This is a genomic window from Streptosporangium sandarakinum, from assembly GCF_013409935.1.
GTDB lineage: Bacteria > Actinomycetota > Actinomycetes > Streptosporangiales > Streptosporangiaceae > Streptosporangium > Streptosporangium nondiastaticum.
Genome location: NZ_JACCCO010000002.1, coordinates 634176 through 651240, shown reverse-complemented (window position 1 = coordinate 651240; position 17065 = coordinate 634176). Strand labels below are relative to the sequence as shown.

10 protein-coding genes are annotated in these 17065 nt (G+C 70.2%); 6 read left to right on the top strand and 4 right to left on the bottom strand.

Annotated features, from left to right (window positions below):
* Window positions 1–185 precede the first annotated feature (185 nt).
* Both HDA43_RS21560 and HDA43_RS21555 read left to right on the top strand, forming a co-directional pair.
* The gene (locus HDA43_RS21560) at window positions 186–2180 is read left to right on the top strand and encodes a GmrSD restriction endonuclease domain-containing protein (protein ID WP_179824530.1); all 1995 of its coding nucleotides are present in this window, start codon (window positions 186–188) and stop codon (window positions 2178–2180) included.
* A 64-nt stretch (window positions 2181–2244) separates the two neighbouring features.
* A complete protein-coding gene (locus HDA43_RS21555; RefSeq protein WP_179824528.1) occupies window positions 2245–3981 on the top strand; it encodes a coiled-coil domain-containing protein in 1737 nt (578 codons plus the stop codon).
* 114 nt (window positions 3982–4095) lie between these two features.
* Here HDA43_RS21555 and HDA43_RS21550 read toward each other — a convergent pair whose 3' ends face one another.
* Together HDA43_RS21550 and relB are read right to left on the bottom strand one after the other, a co-directional pair.
* Window positions 4096–4305: a DUF397 domain-containing protein gene (locus HDA43_RS21550; RefSeq protein ID WP_179824526.1), complete on the bottom strand. Its 210-nt coding sequence runs from the start codon at window positions 4303–4305 to the stop codon at window positions 4096–4098.
* A 15-nt stretch (window positions 4306–4320) separates the two neighbouring features.
* On the bottom strand, window positions 4321–5214 hold the full coding sequence (gene relB, locus HDA43_RS21545) for a type II toxin-antitoxin system RelB family anti-toxin (RefSeq protein WP_246424478.1): 894 nt from the start codon (window positions 5212–5214) through the stop codon (window positions 4321–4323).
* 360 nt (window positions 5215–5574) lie between these two features.
* Between relB and HDA43_RS21540 the strand changes: the two genes are divergently transcribed.
* Both HDA43_RS21540 and HDA43_RS21535 read left to right on the top strand, forming a co-directional pair.
* Window positions 5575–6147: an ATP-binding protein gene (locus HDA43_RS21540; protein WP_179824524.1), complete on the top strand. Its 573-nt coding sequence runs from the start codon at window positions 5575–5577 to the stop codon at window positions 6145–6147.
* 108 nt (window positions 6148–6255) lie between these two features.
* Window positions 6256–6456 carry a hypothetical protein gene (locus HDA43_RS21535; protein ID WP_179824522.1) on the top strand — a complete coding sequence of 67 codons (201 nt, stop codon included), beginning with the start codon at window positions 6256–6258 and terminating at the stop codon, window positions 6454–6456.
* A 30-nt stretch (window positions 6457–6486) separates the two neighbouring features.
* On the opposite strand, the gene HDA43_RS21530 is transcribed toward HDA43_RS21535, so the two are convergent.
* Both HDA43_RS21530 and HDA43_RS21525 read right to left on the bottom strand, forming a co-directional pair.
* On the bottom strand, window positions 6487–7014 hold the full coding sequence (locus tag HDA43_RS21530; RefSeq protein WP_179824520.1) for a hypothetical protein: 528 nt from the start codon (window positions 7012–7014) through the stop codon (window positions 6487–6489).
* A gap of 101 nt (window positions 7015–7115) precedes the next feature.
* Window positions 7116–8885 (bottom strand): alpha/beta hydrolase, encoded by a 1770-nt coding sequence (locus HDA43_RS21525; protein WP_179824518.1) that lies wholly within the window; start codon window positions 8883–8885, stop codon window positions 7116–7118.
* 161 nt (window positions 8886–9046) lie between these two features.
* On the opposite strand from HDA43_RS21525, the gene HDA43_RS21520 reads away from it, so the two are divergent.
* Together HDA43_RS21520 and HDA43_RS21515 are read left to right on the top strand one after the other, a co-directional pair.
* Window positions 9047–12400, top strand: coding sequence for a hypothetical protein (locus HDA43_RS21520; RefSeq protein ID WP_179824516.1), 3354 nt, complete (start codon window positions 9047–9049; stop codon window positions 12398–12400).
* Window positions 12397–17058, top strand: coding sequence for a DEAD/DEAH box helicase (locus HDA43_RS21515; protein ID WP_179824514.1), 4662 nt, complete (start codon window positions 12397–12399; stop codon window positions 17056–17058). The genes HDA43_RS21520 and HDA43_RS21515 overlap by 4 nt, the downstream gene beginning before the upstream one ends.
* Window positions 17059–17065 lie beyond the last annotated feature (7 nt).

Here is a 17065-nt window from a genome sequence, read left to right as displayed (position 1 = left end):
CGGGCACATCGGCCCAGGTAGACCATCATGCGATGGCAATTTGTCGGATTTACCCAATTAGTTACATGTCTGTCCTTAACAAAAAATCGCCTCGCCTTGCCGGTCCGTTGGAAACAAGATTTCGCCTCAGTAAGGTGAAAATTCAAGCGATATCCCTCGACTGATTGCACGGAGTCCGCATGCCGGTGGAGAAGACAGAGCGCGACATCCAGACCCTGGTGGGGCAGATCTCCAGCGGAGAGATCAAGCTTCCCGAGATCCAGCGTGGTTACGTCTGGAAACCCACCCAGGTCGCCAAGCTGATCGAGTCGCTCTACCGGGGCTATCCCACCGGATCACTCCTCTTCTGGAGGACCGCGGAGAGTCCCGCCACCCGGTCAGTCGCGATCGGCGGCCAACAGGCGAACCCCGCCGTGCAGCCGCTCTTCCTGCTCGACGGGCAACAGCGCCTGACCTCCCTGCATCGGGTGCTGAACGATCATTCCGAGGCACAGATCGTTTTCAATGTCGAGACCGAGGCGTTCCAGAACCAGAGCGCGGCGACGGCGAAGGACCCACGCTGGATCAAGGTCTACGAGCTGGCCAGGGTCGGAGCCCAGCAGTACCAGCTCATCAGCACGATGCAGGCTGCGCTGCCCCGGCTCGACCCGAACCTCATCGGAGAACGGCTGGGACGATTGGCCGCCATTCGCAACCGGGCCTTCCACATGGAGATACTCGCCGAGTTCCCCTACGAGGAGATCGCGCAGATCTTCGTCCGGGTCAACAGCGGACGCCCGCTCAAGACCAGTGACCTGGCGCTGGCGACCCTCTCGGCCCGCTGGAGCGGGGTCCTCCAGAAGCTGGAGGACGAGGCGGACCACTGGGCCCAGCAGCACTACCAGGACCTCGACGTCACCTTCCTGACCCGGGCGTTGACCGGCACGGTGCTGGGCCGCGGCCTGTCCACCTGGTCGCACGGCCGGCTCGTCGCGGCCAGTGACGAAGAGCTGGAGAAGGGGTGGGCCACCGTCCAGCGCGGCCTGCGCCATCTCATCCCGTTGCTCCGGGAGAACCTCAAGGTCAGCAACAGCAACCTGATCCCCTCCCACGTGGCGCTGCTCCCGCTCATCGTGCTGCTCGGCGAGCACCCGGACACCGGGCTGGACGCCGAGACGGCGAACGGGATCATCTACTGGTTCCTGCTCGCCAACCTCCGCAACCGCTACAGCAGCTCGACCGACACCCGCCTCGGCCAGGACATCCCGGCCGCCCGCGGTCCCGAGCCGGTGAAGAAGCTCCTTTCGAACCTCGGCGTCAACGGCGCCCACTTCGAGGTGACGCCGCAGGACCTGATCGGCCGTACGGTCGGCAGCCCGTACTTCTTCCTCAGTTTCCTGGCGGCCAAGAACGCCGGCGCGCGGGACTGGTGGTACTCCACGGAGATCTCGGCGACCGCGGAAGCGGGCCAGAAGCTGGAGTATCACCACATCCACCCGCAGGCGACGCTCCGGAACCACAAGAAGGACTACAGCAAGACCGAGATCAACGACCTCGCGAACCTGGCCTTCATCTCCGCCAAGGCGAACCGCAAGATCAGTGACCGGTCGCCCGGCGAGTACTTCGTGGACCCGAAGCCGCCGCTGCTCACCGAGGAGGAACTCGCGGCCCACTTCGTGCCGTACGACGAGTCGCTCCGGCACGCCGACGCCTACCGCGACTTCCTGAACGCCCGCCGTACGCTCCTCGCCCGGGCCATGACCGAGCTGCTCGACCGCTTCCGGCCGGCCTGGATGGACGAGACCGCGGTGGTGTCTGACCCGCTCGCGGGCTGCTCCCTGGAGTTCACGCTCTACCAGAGCTCCTGGGACGCCGGCCGCATCGTGGTCAACGCCAAACGGGAGGACGACGAGTGGACCGGGACGTTCGGCTTCGCCGACCTCGAGTCCGTCATCGAGGCCGCGAACGGCGGCCTGGACAGTGATCTGGAGATCGCGGGGGAGCCCGTCCCCGTGCGGACCGAGAGCGATACCGTCACGATCCCCATCGGGCCGTTCCTGGCCTCCGGCACCATCGACGCCTGGCGTAAGACGCTCGAACGCGAGAAGGCCGACGCCCAGCCGCTGTCCCGCTGCCCGGTCGTCGAGCCCCGGCCCTGGGAGGGCGAACGGCTCCTCTTCCCCGTCACCAGCATCGAATAGCGACTGCCTCTTCCCGAGAGGTCCCCCACATGAGAACACTGCGCCCCGGCGGCCGGGAGGAACGGTGACTTCCGGCCGCTACCGCACCGTCTTCCACACCGCACTGCCCCCGGCCGACGCCTTCGGTACGGCCGCCCGGGAGCTACGCTCCTGGCTGGTCGCCAAGTCCAGACACAAAGCCATCGACATCGCCGCGTACGACGACGGGCAGGCCCGCTTGGGGGAGGGGATCATCCTCCTCCGCAACTCCCGGTCGGACGGGGGCGGCGCGCAGACCCACCAGTGGCAGCTTCGCGAACACGACGCAGGCGGGTACTGGCTCAGCTCGCTGGTCGTACACGCCCCCTCGAAACCCAGGGACCCGGAGCAACGCACCTGGTTCTGGCTCGATGTCGAGTACATCCGGACCACCGACGAGACGGCGAAAGAGGAGCGCCGACCGCCACGCGCAGCGGTGCCCGGTATCGCCCGCCAGCTACTGGCGGCGGTGGAAGCCCGCGACCACTGGGCCGAGCTGACTCCGAAGCCCATTCTCATCAGGCCGGACAGGGTCGAGGAGCTACTGGACATCCTCGTCGACGAGGAGCGGCGGCTCCCCGTCGTCGTGGCTTCACCGCACAGTCGCGTTCCCTTCGAGTCGTGGCGAGTGAGGGTCGAGGGACTGACGAAGCTCCTCCCAGGTCTCGCGAGCCTCTACATCCTCGACCCACTGGCGGAAACCCAGTTCAACAACGCGGTGGGCGCTCCCTTTGGAGTCCGGGGCGGAGCGATAAGGACCTACCTGCCCGGCCTCGACCCGGCGGTCGACGGGGACGCCACTCGCCATCGGGTGTTGTCCGAACCGCGTATCGAGGTCGACAACTGGCGAGCGGCACAGCTTCTCACCGGCCTTCCCCGGAAGCTCGCGGCCGACGGCCGCCTGCCGGGGCCGCTGACCAGGCTGGCCCGTACGGCCGCCGCCGTAACCTCTGTCCCGCCCCGGCCGACGCTCCCTCCACAAACGGACGCCGAGGCATCTCTCGCCGCGCTCCGCCAGGAGATCGCGAGTCTCCGGCAGGAGAACGGCGAACTCCGGAGAGAGAACGATGAGCTCCGGCAACTGTTCGACATGGCGGGCCACGAAGAGACGAAGCTCCGCGAAGAACTCGCTGTGGCCCAGGACGACCTCCTGGACGTCACGGACGATCTGGAAGCGTCGAACAAGGAGAACGCCGAACTGAAGGCATGGGTCCGGGTCCTGAGGAGGCGGCTGGAGGAGGCGGGACGCGCTGCTGAGGCGTACGTGCCGGTCGAGGAGCCGGTCAGGCTTCCCACGCAGTTGCCCGAGGTGGTGGAATGGCTCAAGGATCTCGACAGGGTGGAGTTCACCGGCGACATCGACAAGGTGTGGAAGCTCGAAGAGAAGGCGCAGTCGTCGACGTGGGCCCAGACCGCCTGGAAGGTCGTTCTCGCGTTCCAGGAGTACGCCGAGTCGGTGATCGAGGGAAGGTTCAAGGGCGGTGACTTCCGGCGCTGGTGCAGCGAACCGCCCTCCGGGGTCTCGGCCATTTCCGCCGGGAAGGTGAAACCGGACGAGTCGGAGTCGGTGCGTACCAACACCAGGATGCGGCGGCAGCGGGAATTTCCGGTGCCGCCAGAGGTTCACCACTCAGGACGTGTCCACATGTGGTCGCACATCTACATCGGCGGGAACGCGGGGATGAGCTCCCCGCGCCTGCACTTCCACGACGACGTGCATGGGACCGGGAAGATCTACATCGGCTACCTCGGACCTCACCTGGAAGTGAAATCGACCAACTAAGCCGGTGAGGTGGGCGGTCCCGGCTTGCCCGGTGCCGAAGGCTGCTTTCCGGGAGGTGGCGCTACGCGATGGCCTCCCGGAAGCGTCTTGCCTCCAACAGGGTGGGCTCGCCGGTCAGGCGAGGTCGTCGAGGCCGCCGCGCTTGATGTCGCCGACGAAGGCGGCCCAGTGGTCACGATGGAAGACGAGCGTGCCGCCGTCGCGGTCCTTGGTGTCGCGGACGGCGATGGCGTCGTTGACGAACGCCACCTCGACGCAGCTCGGGCCGTCGGCGCTGAGGCTGCTCTTGCGCCAGCGTGCACCGGAGAGGTCGGGCTGCTGCATCCTGTCTTCCTTCCCCTAGCGATCTTCACGCAGGGACGCGATGAGAGCGGCCGTGTCGGCGGGGCTGAGGGCCATCGCGCGAAGATGCTGGCATGTGTCGTTGTATTGCCGGATATCCGCTTCTTTCTCAAGAAACAGACCGCCGGCCATGCTGTCAATGTGAATTACGTCGGGACCGTCACCGTCGAACTTGAGCACGATGAAGCTTCCGGGCATGCCGGGATGGGCTCCGGCGGAGAATGGAATGACCTGGACGGTGATGTGTGGGCGCTGGGCCTGCTGAGCGAGGTGCGTGAGCTGGTCATACATGATGGCGTCATCGCCGACCATCCGTGACAGTGCGGCCTGATCCAGGATCGCCCATAGCCGCAGAGGCGTTTCACTCTCCAGGAGTGCCTGGCGATGCAGCCGTGCGGCGATCCGCGTCTCGATCTCGTCGCCGGTGATGGTGGGCCGCACGCCGCGCATCACCGCCCGCGCGTAATCCTCGGTCTGGAGCAGTCCGGGGATGAACAACGACTCGTAGTTGATGGCCTCGCGGGCTTCCGCTTCCAGACCGATGTACGCGCTGTACTTGTCGGGAAGGTCTACCTCGAAGCCATGAATCCAGCCGCGTTGCTTGGCCTCTTTCTGCAACGCCACCAGTTCAGCGCGGCGGTCGCCGGTCACGCCGTAGGCGTCGAGGAGGGCATTGAGCGTCCGGAGCTGCGGCTTCGCCTTGGCCGTCTCGATCCGGTGGAGGGTAGCGAGGTTCACGTCGGTCTTTTCGGCCACCTCGGTCTGGGAGAGCCCGGCTTCCTCCCGAAGGCGGCGCAACTCGGAGGCCAGACGGCGCAGGCGAACCGTGGGCGGCTGGCGTCTGGTTCGTTTCAGGGGTGCGACCATGCCCGAACCGGGCTTCTCCTGCATCTTTACCGCCTCTCTGGATTATGCGGGCAGTGTGAACGCCTATATTGCGTTTACCCATTGTGATGGTGCATGCTCTCAGCGTAAAGCCTGCCGGGTCGGTTCCTCTCCGGAAGGCGAAACCTCTGATTTCCCTGGACAGCCGGGCGGATGATCTTCCCTCCCGAAACGGCCCACCCCGTTCGGGGTCCGTCCGGCTCAAGCGGCATGACCCGCAGCAGCCCCCTGCCGCGTCCCAGGTCGTGCCCTCATGGGACCGGCGCCGTGCTCCCATCCCCCGTGGGGAGAGCAGCCGCCCCCGTCTGCAAACGGCGCCGGTCCCATGCCCTGCCGCCTGTCATGCCGACCAGGAACGGGTGACCGATGACCGACTTCAGCACCGGAAAGCACCACCTGGAACTCTCCCTCTTCCCGACCTCGCCCTACTACGCCCGCGTCCACGTCCAGCGCGTACTGGAGGGCTGGGGCCGGGACGACCTGGTCGAGACGGCCCAGCTCATCGTCTCCGAGTTGGTCTCCAACGCCATCAAGGCCCACCTCGCCCCGATCGCCGGCGCGGACCTGGAGACGGCGGCGCCCCCGCCCCCCGACCACGTCTGGCTCGACCTCTACCGCCCCGGCGACCCCGAGCACACCGAAGCCCCCGGAGGTACCGGGAGCACTGAGAGCGCCCGGCACGCCGGGGACCTGGTCGTGCTGCGCGTCTGGGACGCCGCCGGCCGTACCCCGCCGGTCCTCCGCGACCCCGGCCCGGACGACGAGGGCGGCCGCGGCCTCTGCCTCGTCGACCTCCTCGCCCGAAGCTGGGGCCACTACCGCCTCGCTACTGGCGGCAAAGTCGTCTGGTGCACCCTGACCGCCCCGTTGATGCTTTCCGGTGGCTCGCCCGGTCCTGACGACCCCTGCGTCCCACCGGAGCGGATCTCCGACTACTGAACGAGCGCCACGGCTTCGGCGGCGCGGACATCACCGACTTCGCCGACCATACCGACAGCCACGATTCCCTCAAGCGGAATCCTCAGCGTCTCTCCCGGAGGAGTAATGATGGGCGGATTCCGTGACCGTCTCAACCGGGCGCGTCGCCGTAGGCAGGCGAACGTGCTCCGTGACCGCTTCCGGGCGCGACGCGAGGCCCGACCGCCGCAGCACGACGACCCCGGTGTCGGCGACGCGCTCAGGTCGGAGTTCTTGGAGATGAGAGACAGCCTGCGCCGGGCCAACGCGAAGATCCTGGATGACCGGTGAACCGCATGAGTGAAGGGTGGGTTGGGCGGATCAGAGAGAGGAGGAGGGGGAGGGCTTGTCGGGGCGGAAGCACGGGGAGCCCACCGACAGCAGGATCTGCGGGGTGGAGTCTCGTTCGACGGTGTCCAGGGCGAGGCGGAAGTCATCGCCGGTCCGCCCGGAGAGCTGCGGCTCACCCATGTCGAAGGCGTATTCGTTGGTGATTCTGTGCCCGGCCTTCTTCCAGTTGGCCTGGATCTGCCGAGCCGCCTCGACGATACGGTCCTTGGGAATCCCGGTGAGGTAATACTTCCTGATCACGTAGACCTTCCCGGTAGGGGTGTTCCCCTCGTCGGGAAGGCAGGTCTGACTGCCGGGGCTTGTGGAGATGAGGTCCATGCCGGGGGCCGGCGTCACCCCCACGAGGACCGTGTGGATGAGATCCTCCGCCCGAGCGGTGGCCTGGGCTTCGGTGATGTCCGGTCCGTCATCCATTGGCGACTCCTTCGCGCAGCCACTGAGCCAGCCGATCATCGCCAGCGCGGTGAGCACCGCGAACACACGCAGTCGCCGTTCCATGGATTCCCTTCACCATTCGTTTGGTTGATCGACGGCTGTCCCGGCCGGCGCCTGGTGTGATTCTCTTCATGACGTGGCTTCTCATGAGAACGTGCTGTCGTTCATAGAAAGGGTACGAACATTTTCTCGACTTTGTCGGTCTTCCCGGTGACGATGCGGCCGATGTTACGCAGGGAGTCCGAACGATCCTGCCAGTAGTCGGAGTGGCCGCCCTCGCCGGCGCGGAAGCGGATGGCCCCGAACTCCGGGGAGTCCGGATCCCCGCCGAACCGCCCGAACTTGGCGACGGGGTCGTTGTCGCTGGCCCCCACCCACACGTGGTCCCTGCCCATGCTCAGCTGGTCGGCGTGTGAGGTGCTGACACCGGGGCTGCCGACGAACACCAGGTCGTCGGCGAACGTCCCGGGACGCAACCTGGCGGCCTTGCCGGTGGTCAACGAGCCGTAGCTGTGGCCGACCATGGTCAGGCGAGCCGGCGCAGCGAGGTCGTGGGTGGCATACAGCCCGTCGACGAAGGAGGCCAGTTCCTGGGCACCCTTGTCGGCGGCCCCGTCGAAGGCCACGGAATGACCCGGAACGGCCACCCCCTCGAGTTGGGGGGCGTCGTAGCCGAGCCAGGCGATCGAGGCCGTCCGCTTGTCGGGATCGAGTTCGGCCGCCACCTTCCAGGTGGTCAGGGAACGGTCGAAGTCGCCGCCGTCGCCCTCCACCTTGGTGGAGAACCCCGGCACGTACGTGGTGATGTTGTTCGCCTTGTCGGGGTCGCCGTACGACAGCACCGCGCGGCCGTGCCCGTGCACCGCGTCGAAGCTGAGCAGCAGCGCGGGGGGCACGCCGTTCTGCCCTCCCTTGGCGAGGGCCGTCTTCACCGCCTGGACTCTCTTCAGCATGTCGCCGATCTGTGTGGCCGCCGCCGACATCGCGCGGGGATCGGCGAGGGCTGGGAACCGGCCGCTGCGCGCGCCCTGGTTGAGCTCCGACAGTTGTTTGGTCAGCCGCTTCTCCTCATTGGCGAGGAAGGTCCGGTTGAGCTGGTCACGGGTGGCGGAGGGCAGCCCGTTCAGCGAGCCGACCAGGCCCGGGGCCGCGCCACTCAGCTTCTTCGTGGTGGCCGGGTCCAGCGCCTCCCACCAGGCTTTGACCCGTCCCGCCAGACCGGCGTCCTTCCCCGCGCGTTGAATGTCCAGGACGCCCTTCAGGGCTTCAGCGTCTCCCTTGCCCGCGCGGGCGAGTAGGTCCCTGGCCTTGTTCGGGGCGGTGTCGGACGCGCCGAACAGCTCGTAGGCCGCGGTGGCCGCGCCGATCATGCCTGCCCCGGGGAACGGTCCCGTCAGGGGGAGCCCGCTCTCGGTCGTCGGCACCCTGCGCTTGATGACGTCCAAGCGTCTGCGCAGGTCTCTCGTCTGGGTCTCGGCCCAGGCCCCGGCGGCGCCGACCGTACGGCCCGCGCCGGGGGCCACGCACAGTGCCGAGCAGGCGCTCTGCAACTGGGAGCCGGCCGCCGACAGCGTGTCACCGGCCCGGTCGAGCTCCTTGACGAGGGCCTCCATCTGGCCCTCGTCTATCCCCCTGAACCCGCCGGCGCCCGCGCTCATGGTCGTCGGCATCGGGGTGGTCACGTGCAGGCGTGGGGGAGCGGACCCGCCCTCGCGCACGATCAGCTCGGCGAGTTCGTCCAGCGCCGACTGGAACGCCTGCTGGATCCGCGTGCGGTGGGCGAACAGTTCTTTGCTGAAATTGGACGCCCCGCCGCCCACCCAGGCGTTGGCCTGTATCGTCTGGGCCGCCTTGTTCAGCGCGGGGGCGTTGACCTGCGCAAGCTCGGCGATTCTCTGGTATGCCGCGATCGCGGATTTCGCGGTGGCTGTCATACCGGGGGACGTCACCGGCGCATTTAATCACGTATGTGATCGTCGCTCCAGTGTTAATGAGCGACCGCTCGGTGTTCCGCCCGGCACCGTGATTTGTCACAGACCGAAATCGATTCCGGCTTTCTGTTCCATATTCTGCTGAAGATCCTTACCTTTCTGGGATGGAAGGTTCCAAAGCGGGGTCCGTGCGGAAGGTCAAGCCGCTGGAGCTGCTCGACCTCCGGGAACGCGCCTGGTCCAGGCGGCTGCGCGGCTCCTCCCTGGTCGCCGAGGTGGACGTCAAGGACGCCCACAGCGAGCAGGTCGCGGCGGTGCTCGGGCCGGTCTACAAGAAATGGATCGCCGCCGGGAAGCCGCCCGAGAGGTTCTTCACCCGCTGGCCCGCTTGCGTCGCGGTCGCCGTCACCGGGATCGCCGCCCGCGGCTACCGGCAGGGCACGTTCTGGCCCGAGCTGTGGAACGCCATCCGTTTCCCCGGTCTCCCGGAGGAAGGCACCGTCTGGGGGCGGGGCTTCACGGCGGCGCTCGGCTCCCTCGGCATGCCGACCTTCCCCGACATGCCGATGCCCTACCTCGGCCCGATCCTCATGCACACCGGCATCCCGACGTTCTGCCTGGAGGACTACTTCCGGCTGATCCTCCAGCGGCGGACGGCGGAGCGGGGGCTGGACGCCGAGGGATTCCTGGCCTGGGCGACCGAGTCGGGGAAGGAGAAGCGCATCCAGGAGCTCGACGTGCCCGCGCGGCGCTTCCTGCAGCACGGCACCGAGTTCGCCGCTGACTTCGTCGAGCGCAGCTTCGACCTGCTCGACCGGCTCCGCGACGCCGACCCCGACCTCGACGGCGTCGGGCTGCCGGTCCGGGTGGTCGTCCGCGCCCAGCAGCTGGCCGCCGAGAAGCGTCTCGGCCTCGGCTCCCGGCGCTCGGCCACCGGGGGCGGGCCTCGGACCGAACGGCCCCGGATCGCCCTCGACCCCTTCGGCCGCGGCGTCGAGGTGGTGCTGCCCGCGACCAGCGACGCCCCCGACGGAATCGCCCGCTGGAACGTCACCGCCGACGGGGTGACCACCACGGTTCGCAGCCAGGCGTTGTGGGTCGGGGCGGCGGAGGGCGCCCCCTCGACCTCCTTCGGACTGCCCCGGCCGGTTCGGACGGCGGTGGTCGCGCTGGCGGGGTGGAACCACCAGATCGAGCTGCCCGTCGTTGATCCCGCCGCGCCGCTACTGGTCTTCGCCGAGGACGGTCGGCGGCTGCCGCCGAGCCTGCCGCTGCCGCCGGACGTGGTGTGGGCGGTGTACCCGGCCGAGCACGAGCTGGTGGCGGACGGCACGCTCGCGGTGACGATCGAGGGGCACCTTCCCCTGGGCTGGAACGGCTGGTGCCTGCGGCAGGTCTCCCTGGAGGGGGCGCGCTCGCTGGGGCTCGCCGGGATCCCCGGGAGCAGGCGTCCGGTGCGCGGCCACTCCCACCCGCGCGTCGTTACCGGCGACCCGGTGCCGGGGGTGGCCACGCCGTACGGGTCCCCGGTCCACGCGCGGGTGCCGGAGGTGTGGCTGCCGGGCGAGGCCGGGGCCGAGACGACCTGGCGGATCGACGTCCGCCGCAGCGGGGACGACACCGTCGTCCTGTCTCGCGGCTACACGACCACCGAGCCCTGCTCGGTCACCGACCTGTGGGACGAGCTGCCCCGGCCGCTGCTCGGCGCCTTCGACCTCGTGGTCCGCGGCCCGCTCGGGCGCGGCGTCCGGCGGACGGTGTTCGTCGCCGAGGGACTGGGGGTGCGGTTCACCCCCCGGGTCCGGGTGTTCGGTGTGTCCGGTCTGGCCGACGGGCGGGCCGAGCTGTCGGCGGCCGTCGGAGCCCGGGCCAACCCGCACGTGCTGTCTTTCACCGCCGACCGGCTCAGGGAGGTGGTCGAGTACCGGACGGAGGAGGGCTCCCAGCCGCTGGTGGTCACCCCTCCACACGTCCAGATGCTGCGCGAGGGCGGCGCGGACGCGCAGGGCTGGCAGGCCGGGCCGCTGCGGCTCGTCACGGACGAGTTCTCCGACGAGCCGGGCGCGCTCCTTGTGCGGGTCCCGGAGGCCCGCGCCCTCCAGCCGATGCGGGTGGTCGCCGGGAGCGGAGTCGTTCAGGACGTCCCGGCCAGTGGCCGGATCCAGGGCGGAACGGCCCGGTACGACCTGGTCAGGATCGCCGACACGGTCAGGGCGTACCAGCGGGCCGACCTGCTGCTGGAGGTGGACGACGAGGTCGTCCGGCTCGCGAGCGTACGGCCCCGCCGGCTCGCGCTGAGCGCCGAGCGCGCCGGCGACCACCTCAGGCTCGACGACTGCGCGACCGTCGAAGGGCTCACGGCGGGCGTCTACGCCACGACGGCCCCCTGGCGCGAACCCTGGATCGTGCCGGTGGAGGACGGCGGCTTGGTGCCGCTGCCCGAGGAGCTGCGAGTCGCCGGGCCGCTCCTGGTGTTCCTCCAGGTCGAGGAGCAGTGGGCGCCCGCGGAGTGGCCGCGCTGGCCCGAGCACTTCCTGCCGGTGGACGGGCAGGGCCACCTGACCGGCGACGATCCGGAGGAGACGGCCCTGTCCCGGTTCGCCGCCGGGGAGGGGGAGTGCCCGCAGGAGGTCGAGGACCTCGGGCGGGTCTGGGTCATGGTCGAGCTCGCCCGGGAGCTCTGCGCTCCCTCCGACGTGCAGAGGTTCCTCCGGGCGTGCTCACGGCCGTTGCAGCGGCGCCCGTCCGCCGCACTGGCCGCGCTGGCCGAACTGGGCCTCGAACCCGGCCGCGCCCTGGTCGCGCTGATCTCCTCCGGCCTGGCGGCGACGGCCGTACCAGACCTCGAACGGGCCGCGGCGGCCCAGAAGATGTGGCCCGTCCTGCCGGGCGCCGCAGTCCTCGCTGGGGACCTCGCCGACAGCGACTGCCGCGCCGCGGCGGAACGGCAGTGCGGAGACTCCCTGACGGAGATCAGGGAGAAGGGAGCCGATCCGTACGCGGCGGTCGGGCGGTTCGGCCCCGAGGTCGAGCGGATGGTCCACCTGACCCCCGAGCAGATCGAGGGCATCTGGCGGGCCGCCGACGTCGTGCCCCGCGCGCTGCTCGACGCCGACAGCCGGGCCGCCGCCGCGCGCCGCCTCTTCGACCTGCGGGAGGAGGACGCCGTCTGCGAGCTCGGCAGGCTCGCCTCGCACGTCGTCAGAAAGGCGCGCACGCTGATCCGGCGGCCGCGCCTCCTGCGTCAACTCGAACAGCGCGGCCACCCGGGAGGAAGGGGCGGCTGGTACGCACTCCCCGCGGCCTCGGCGGCGTTCGCGCTCACCGCCCGGCTCGCCGCCAGAGGCGACGCCGGGTGCCGGTCCGCCGAGCAGACGTTCCGCGCCGACTGGGCCCGGCTCGCCGCCGCGGCCCCCCAGCTCGTGACCACCGACCTCATCCTGGCCGAGCTCCTGGCCGGAGCCGAGCAGGCCGGCGAGAAGACCGACGAGAAGGCCGAGAAGACGGAGACGCAGTGAGCCACACCCTGGACCCGCTGGGCACCAGCGACCTGATCATCGCCAGCTACCGCCGCTACCTGCGGTCGCTGCTGCCGGTGCGTGAGCCGCGCATCGCGGAGGCGCTGGCGGCGGAGATCTCCCGCAGCCCCATGCTGACCAAGGGGCCGCTGCTGGAGGCCACCCCGCCGTACGCGACCGGGGCCACCCCGGAAGGGCTCATCGCCGAGGGCGTCCTCGACCCGGCGTTCCGCGTGCTCGCCGGTACCAAACTGCCACTCGACAGGCCGCTGTACCGGCACCAGGAGAACGCGCTCCGCAAGGCCGTGCAGGGGCGCAACCTCGTGGTCGCCACCGGAACCGGCTCCGGCAAGACCGAGAGCTTCCTGCTGCCCATCCTCAACTCGCTGCTCGCCGAGCACTCACGCGGCGGACTCGGCCCCGGTGTGCGGGCGCTGCTCCTCTACCCGATGAATGCGCTGGCCAACGACCAGCTCAAGCGGCTGCGCGAACTGCTCGGGCACGTGCCGCAGATCACCTTCGGCCGCTACACCGGCGACACCCCGGAAAGCGCCCGGGTGGGCGCGGACACGTTCGAATCCCTCAACCCCGACGAGCCCCGGCTGCCCAACGAGCTCCTCAGCCGGGAGGAGATGCGGGCCACGCCGCCCCACCTCCTGCTGACCAACTACGCCATGCTGGAGTACCTCCTGCTGCGGCCCGCCGACCTGGAGCTGTTCGAGGGGCAGGGCTGGAGGTTCGTCGCGCTGGACGAGGCGCACGTCTACGACGGCGCCAAGGCCGCCGAGCTGGCCATGCTGCTGCGCCGCCTGCACGACCGAGTCGCCCCGGGACAGGCGCTGCAGTGCATCGCCACGAGTGCGACGGTCGGCGACGACCCGGCCGCGGTGACCGGCTTCGCCACCAAGCTGTTCAACGTGCCCTTCGAATGGGAGCCCGGGGACGCCTCCCGGCAGGACCTGGTGCGGGCCACCCGGGTGAGGATGCCCGCCGAACCCTTCTGGGGGCCGCTGCCGGCCGAGGCGTACCGCGAGCTGGCCGGGGCCGGTGACCCCGGCACGGACCTGCTGCGGCTGGCCAAGGAGCACGGGTTCGCCGCCGACGACCCCGGGACGGCGCTGGCCCACGAGCGGGGCATGGCCGAGCTGCGTACCCGGCTGGCCGCCGGACCCGAACTGTTCGGCGAGCTCGCCGGGCTGCTCTTCGATCCCCATGAGAGGCCGGGGACGGCTCTGGCGGCGTTGGTCGCCGTGGGCAGCAAGGTCCGGGACGCGGCCGGCTCCCCGGTGCTGTCCGCCCGCTACCACCTCTTCGCGCGGGCCACCGAAGGGGCCTTCACCTGCCTCACTGAAGCTGGCCCGCACGTCTCCCTGGGTCGCCGGGAGGTCTGCGACTCCTGCCGCGGGGCCGTGTTCGAGTTCGGCGCGTGCAAGCGGTGCGGCGCCGTCCACCTGCTCGGCGCGGTACGGCCGGGCGACGACGGCTATGTCTTCGCGCCGAGGATCAAGAAGGACGAGCGCCGGGTGTGGCTGCTCCTCGGCGACTCTCCCGTCGTGGCCGACGAGGACGACGAGGACATGGAGGGCGCCACGCGGGTCACCGGGGAGGACGCGTTCCTCTGCGCCGCCTGCGGAGGGCTCCACTCCTCGCCCCGGCTCCTGTGCGGGCGGAAGGGCTGCGCCTCGACGACACTCTGGCCGGTCCGCCGGCTCAACACCCATCAGGACTCCCCGTCGGGCTGCGTCTCCTGCGGCGCGCGGGGCACGGGGATGGTCCGGCGGTTCGAGAGCGGCAACGACGCGGCGGTGGCCGTCCTGGCCAGCGCGCTCTACCAGGCGCTGCCGCCCGCCGCCGATGACCTGGCCGACCAGCCGGGGGAGGGGCGCAAGCTCCTGTCGTTCAGCGACAGCCGGCAGGCGGCCGCCTTCTTCGCCCCCTACCTCGAATCCAGCTACTCCGGCATCCAGCACCGCCGCCTCATCCTCGAAGGGCTCGCGGCGGCCACCCGTGACGACGAGGCGGCCGGCGTCGCCGACCTCACCTACCACGTGGCCAAGGCCGCCGACCGGGCGCACGTCTTCACCCGGCGCATGTCCCGCCAGCAGCGCGAACGCGAGGCGGCCCTGTGGATCATGCGGGAGCTCGTCGCCCTGGACGACCGCCAGTCCCTGGAAGGACTGGGCCTGCTGCGGGTCGACCTGGACCGCGACCGGCGGTGGACCGTACCGCCGGTGCTGCGCTCCCTCGGCCTGTCCGCCGAGGAGGGCTGGGCGTTGCTGTCGGAGCTGCTGCGCAGCCTGCGCCAGCAGGGCGTCGTCACCATGCCGGAGGAGGTCGACCCCCGCGACGAGGCGTTCGACCCCCGCCGCGGCCCGATCTACGTGCGTGAGGACGGCTCCGAGCCGCCCCGGAAGGTCCTGAGCTGGCTGCCCACCCGGGGGATGAACCGGCGCCTCGACTACGTGACCCGCGTCCTGGAGAGACTCGGCGCGCCCGCCGACCCCAAGGAGGTGCTGCGCGGCTGTTGGAAGCTGATCACCGCGCAGCGGGACGGCTGGCTCGCCACCGACACCGTCCGCGGGCTGGGGATGGTCCGCCAGGTGGACCACACCTGGCTGCGGCTCGCGCCCGCCGACCCGGACCGTCCCCTGCACCGCTGTGACCTGTGCCGGCGCGTCACCGCCGTCTCCGTCCGCGAGGTCTGCCCGACGATGGGCTGCCGGGGTGCGCTCAGGCCGTTCTCCGTCCCGCCGACGGCTGAGGACGACAACCACTACCGGGCGATGTATCGGTCCATGACCCCGGTGCCGCTGGTCGCCCGGGAGCACACGGCACAGTGGACCAGCCTGGAGGCGGCCGACATCCAGCAGCGGTTCCTGCGCGGCGAGGTCAACGTCCTGTCGTGCTCCACCACGTTCGAGCTCGGCGTGGACGTCGGCGAGCTGCAGTCGGTCGTGCTGCGCAACATGCCGCCGACCACCGCCAACTATGTCCAGCGGGCCGGGCGCGCGGGACGCCGTACGGACTCGGCGGCCCTCGTGGTCACCTACGCGCAGCGGCGCTCGCACGACCTCTCCCGCTACCAGGACCCCGTGTCGATGATCGCCGGTGAGGTGCGCGCGCCGTACGTGCCGCTGGGCAACGAGCGCATCGACCGGCGGCACGCCCATTCGATCGCGCTGTCGGCGTTCTTCCGGCACGCCCGGCGGACCACAGGGGAGACGTGGGCGACCGCGGGCGAGTTCTTCCTGCCCCAGGCCGGGACGGTGGCCGCCTCACGGGTGCGATCCTTCCTGTCGCCCGTGCCGCGCGACGTCATGGAGTCGCTGCTGCGGGTGCTTCCTCCCGAGGTGCAGCGGGAGATCGGCGTGAACGACGGCGCGTGGGTCGACAGGCTGGGGGAACTGCTCGAAGAGGTCAGGGCCCAGCTCGCCTACGACGTGGAGATCTTCGAGGAACGCCGCCGCCAGGCGTACGAGGCGCGCCAGGACCACCTGGTCGCCCGGTACGCCAAGACGGTCAACACGCTGACCCGGCGCAACCTGCTCGGCTATCTCGCCAACCGCAACGTGCTGCCCAAGTACGGCTTCCCCGTCGACACCGTGGAGCTGCGGACGTCCTACTCGGGCGAGGCGGTCGGTGCCAAGCTGGAGCTGACCCGCGACCTGTCCGCCGCCATCTACGAGTACGCGCCCGGCTCCGAGGTCGTCGCGGGCGGCCTGCTGTGGCGCTCGGGAGGGGTCTACCGGCTGCCGGACCGGGAACTCTTCGGCAAGCACTACCTGGTCTGCGAGCACTGCCAGCACTACCGCGAGAGCGACGAGCCGCTCGACCCGGTGTGCCCCTCCTGTTCGACCGTGGCGCGGCACGCCTCCCGGCAGTACTACATGCCGGAGTTCGGCTTCGTCGCGGACACCAAGCCGTCGAAGACGACGACCACCCCGCCGAAACGGAGCTGGAACGGCGCCACCCACGTCCTGTCGCTGGCTGCCGAGGTGGAGGAGACCACCTGGAAGGCGCCGAACGGCGGGACGCTCTGGGGCCGCGCCGGCTCACGCGGCCGGCTGATCGCCCTCTCCGAGGGACCGACCGGGGGCGGCTACCTGATCTGCGACTGGTGCGGCGCGGGGATGCCCCTGAACACGCGGGCGGCCAAGACGCACACCCATCTCCTGAGGGGATCCGAGTGCTCCGGACCCCTGCGGCGGCGCTCGCTCGCCCACCCCTACGAGACCGACCTCTTCGAGCTCGTCTTCGACCGCCTGGCCATGCCGCTGGCGGCGGGCCCCGCGCACTGGCGCTCCACCCTCTACGCCCTGCTGGAGGGGGCGGCCGAGCGGCTGGAACTCAGCCGGGACGACCTCGGCGGCACGCTGTACGCCCAGCCGGGCGGCGAGACCGGGCTGGTCATGTTCGACGCCGTGCCCGGCGGGGCGGGAAGCGTGCTGCGCATCGCCCGGTCCCTGGACGACGTCGTGGAGGCCGCCCACGCCAGAGTGTCGGACTGCGACTGCGGCGAGGAGACCTCCTGCTACGGCTGCCTGCGGAGCTTCGGCAACCAGGCGTATCACGAGGACCTCAGCCGGGCCGCGGCGATCCAGGCGCTGCGGCCCCTGGTGACGGGAGGACGGCTGGTGGCCGCCGAGCGATGGCCGTGAGGCTCCG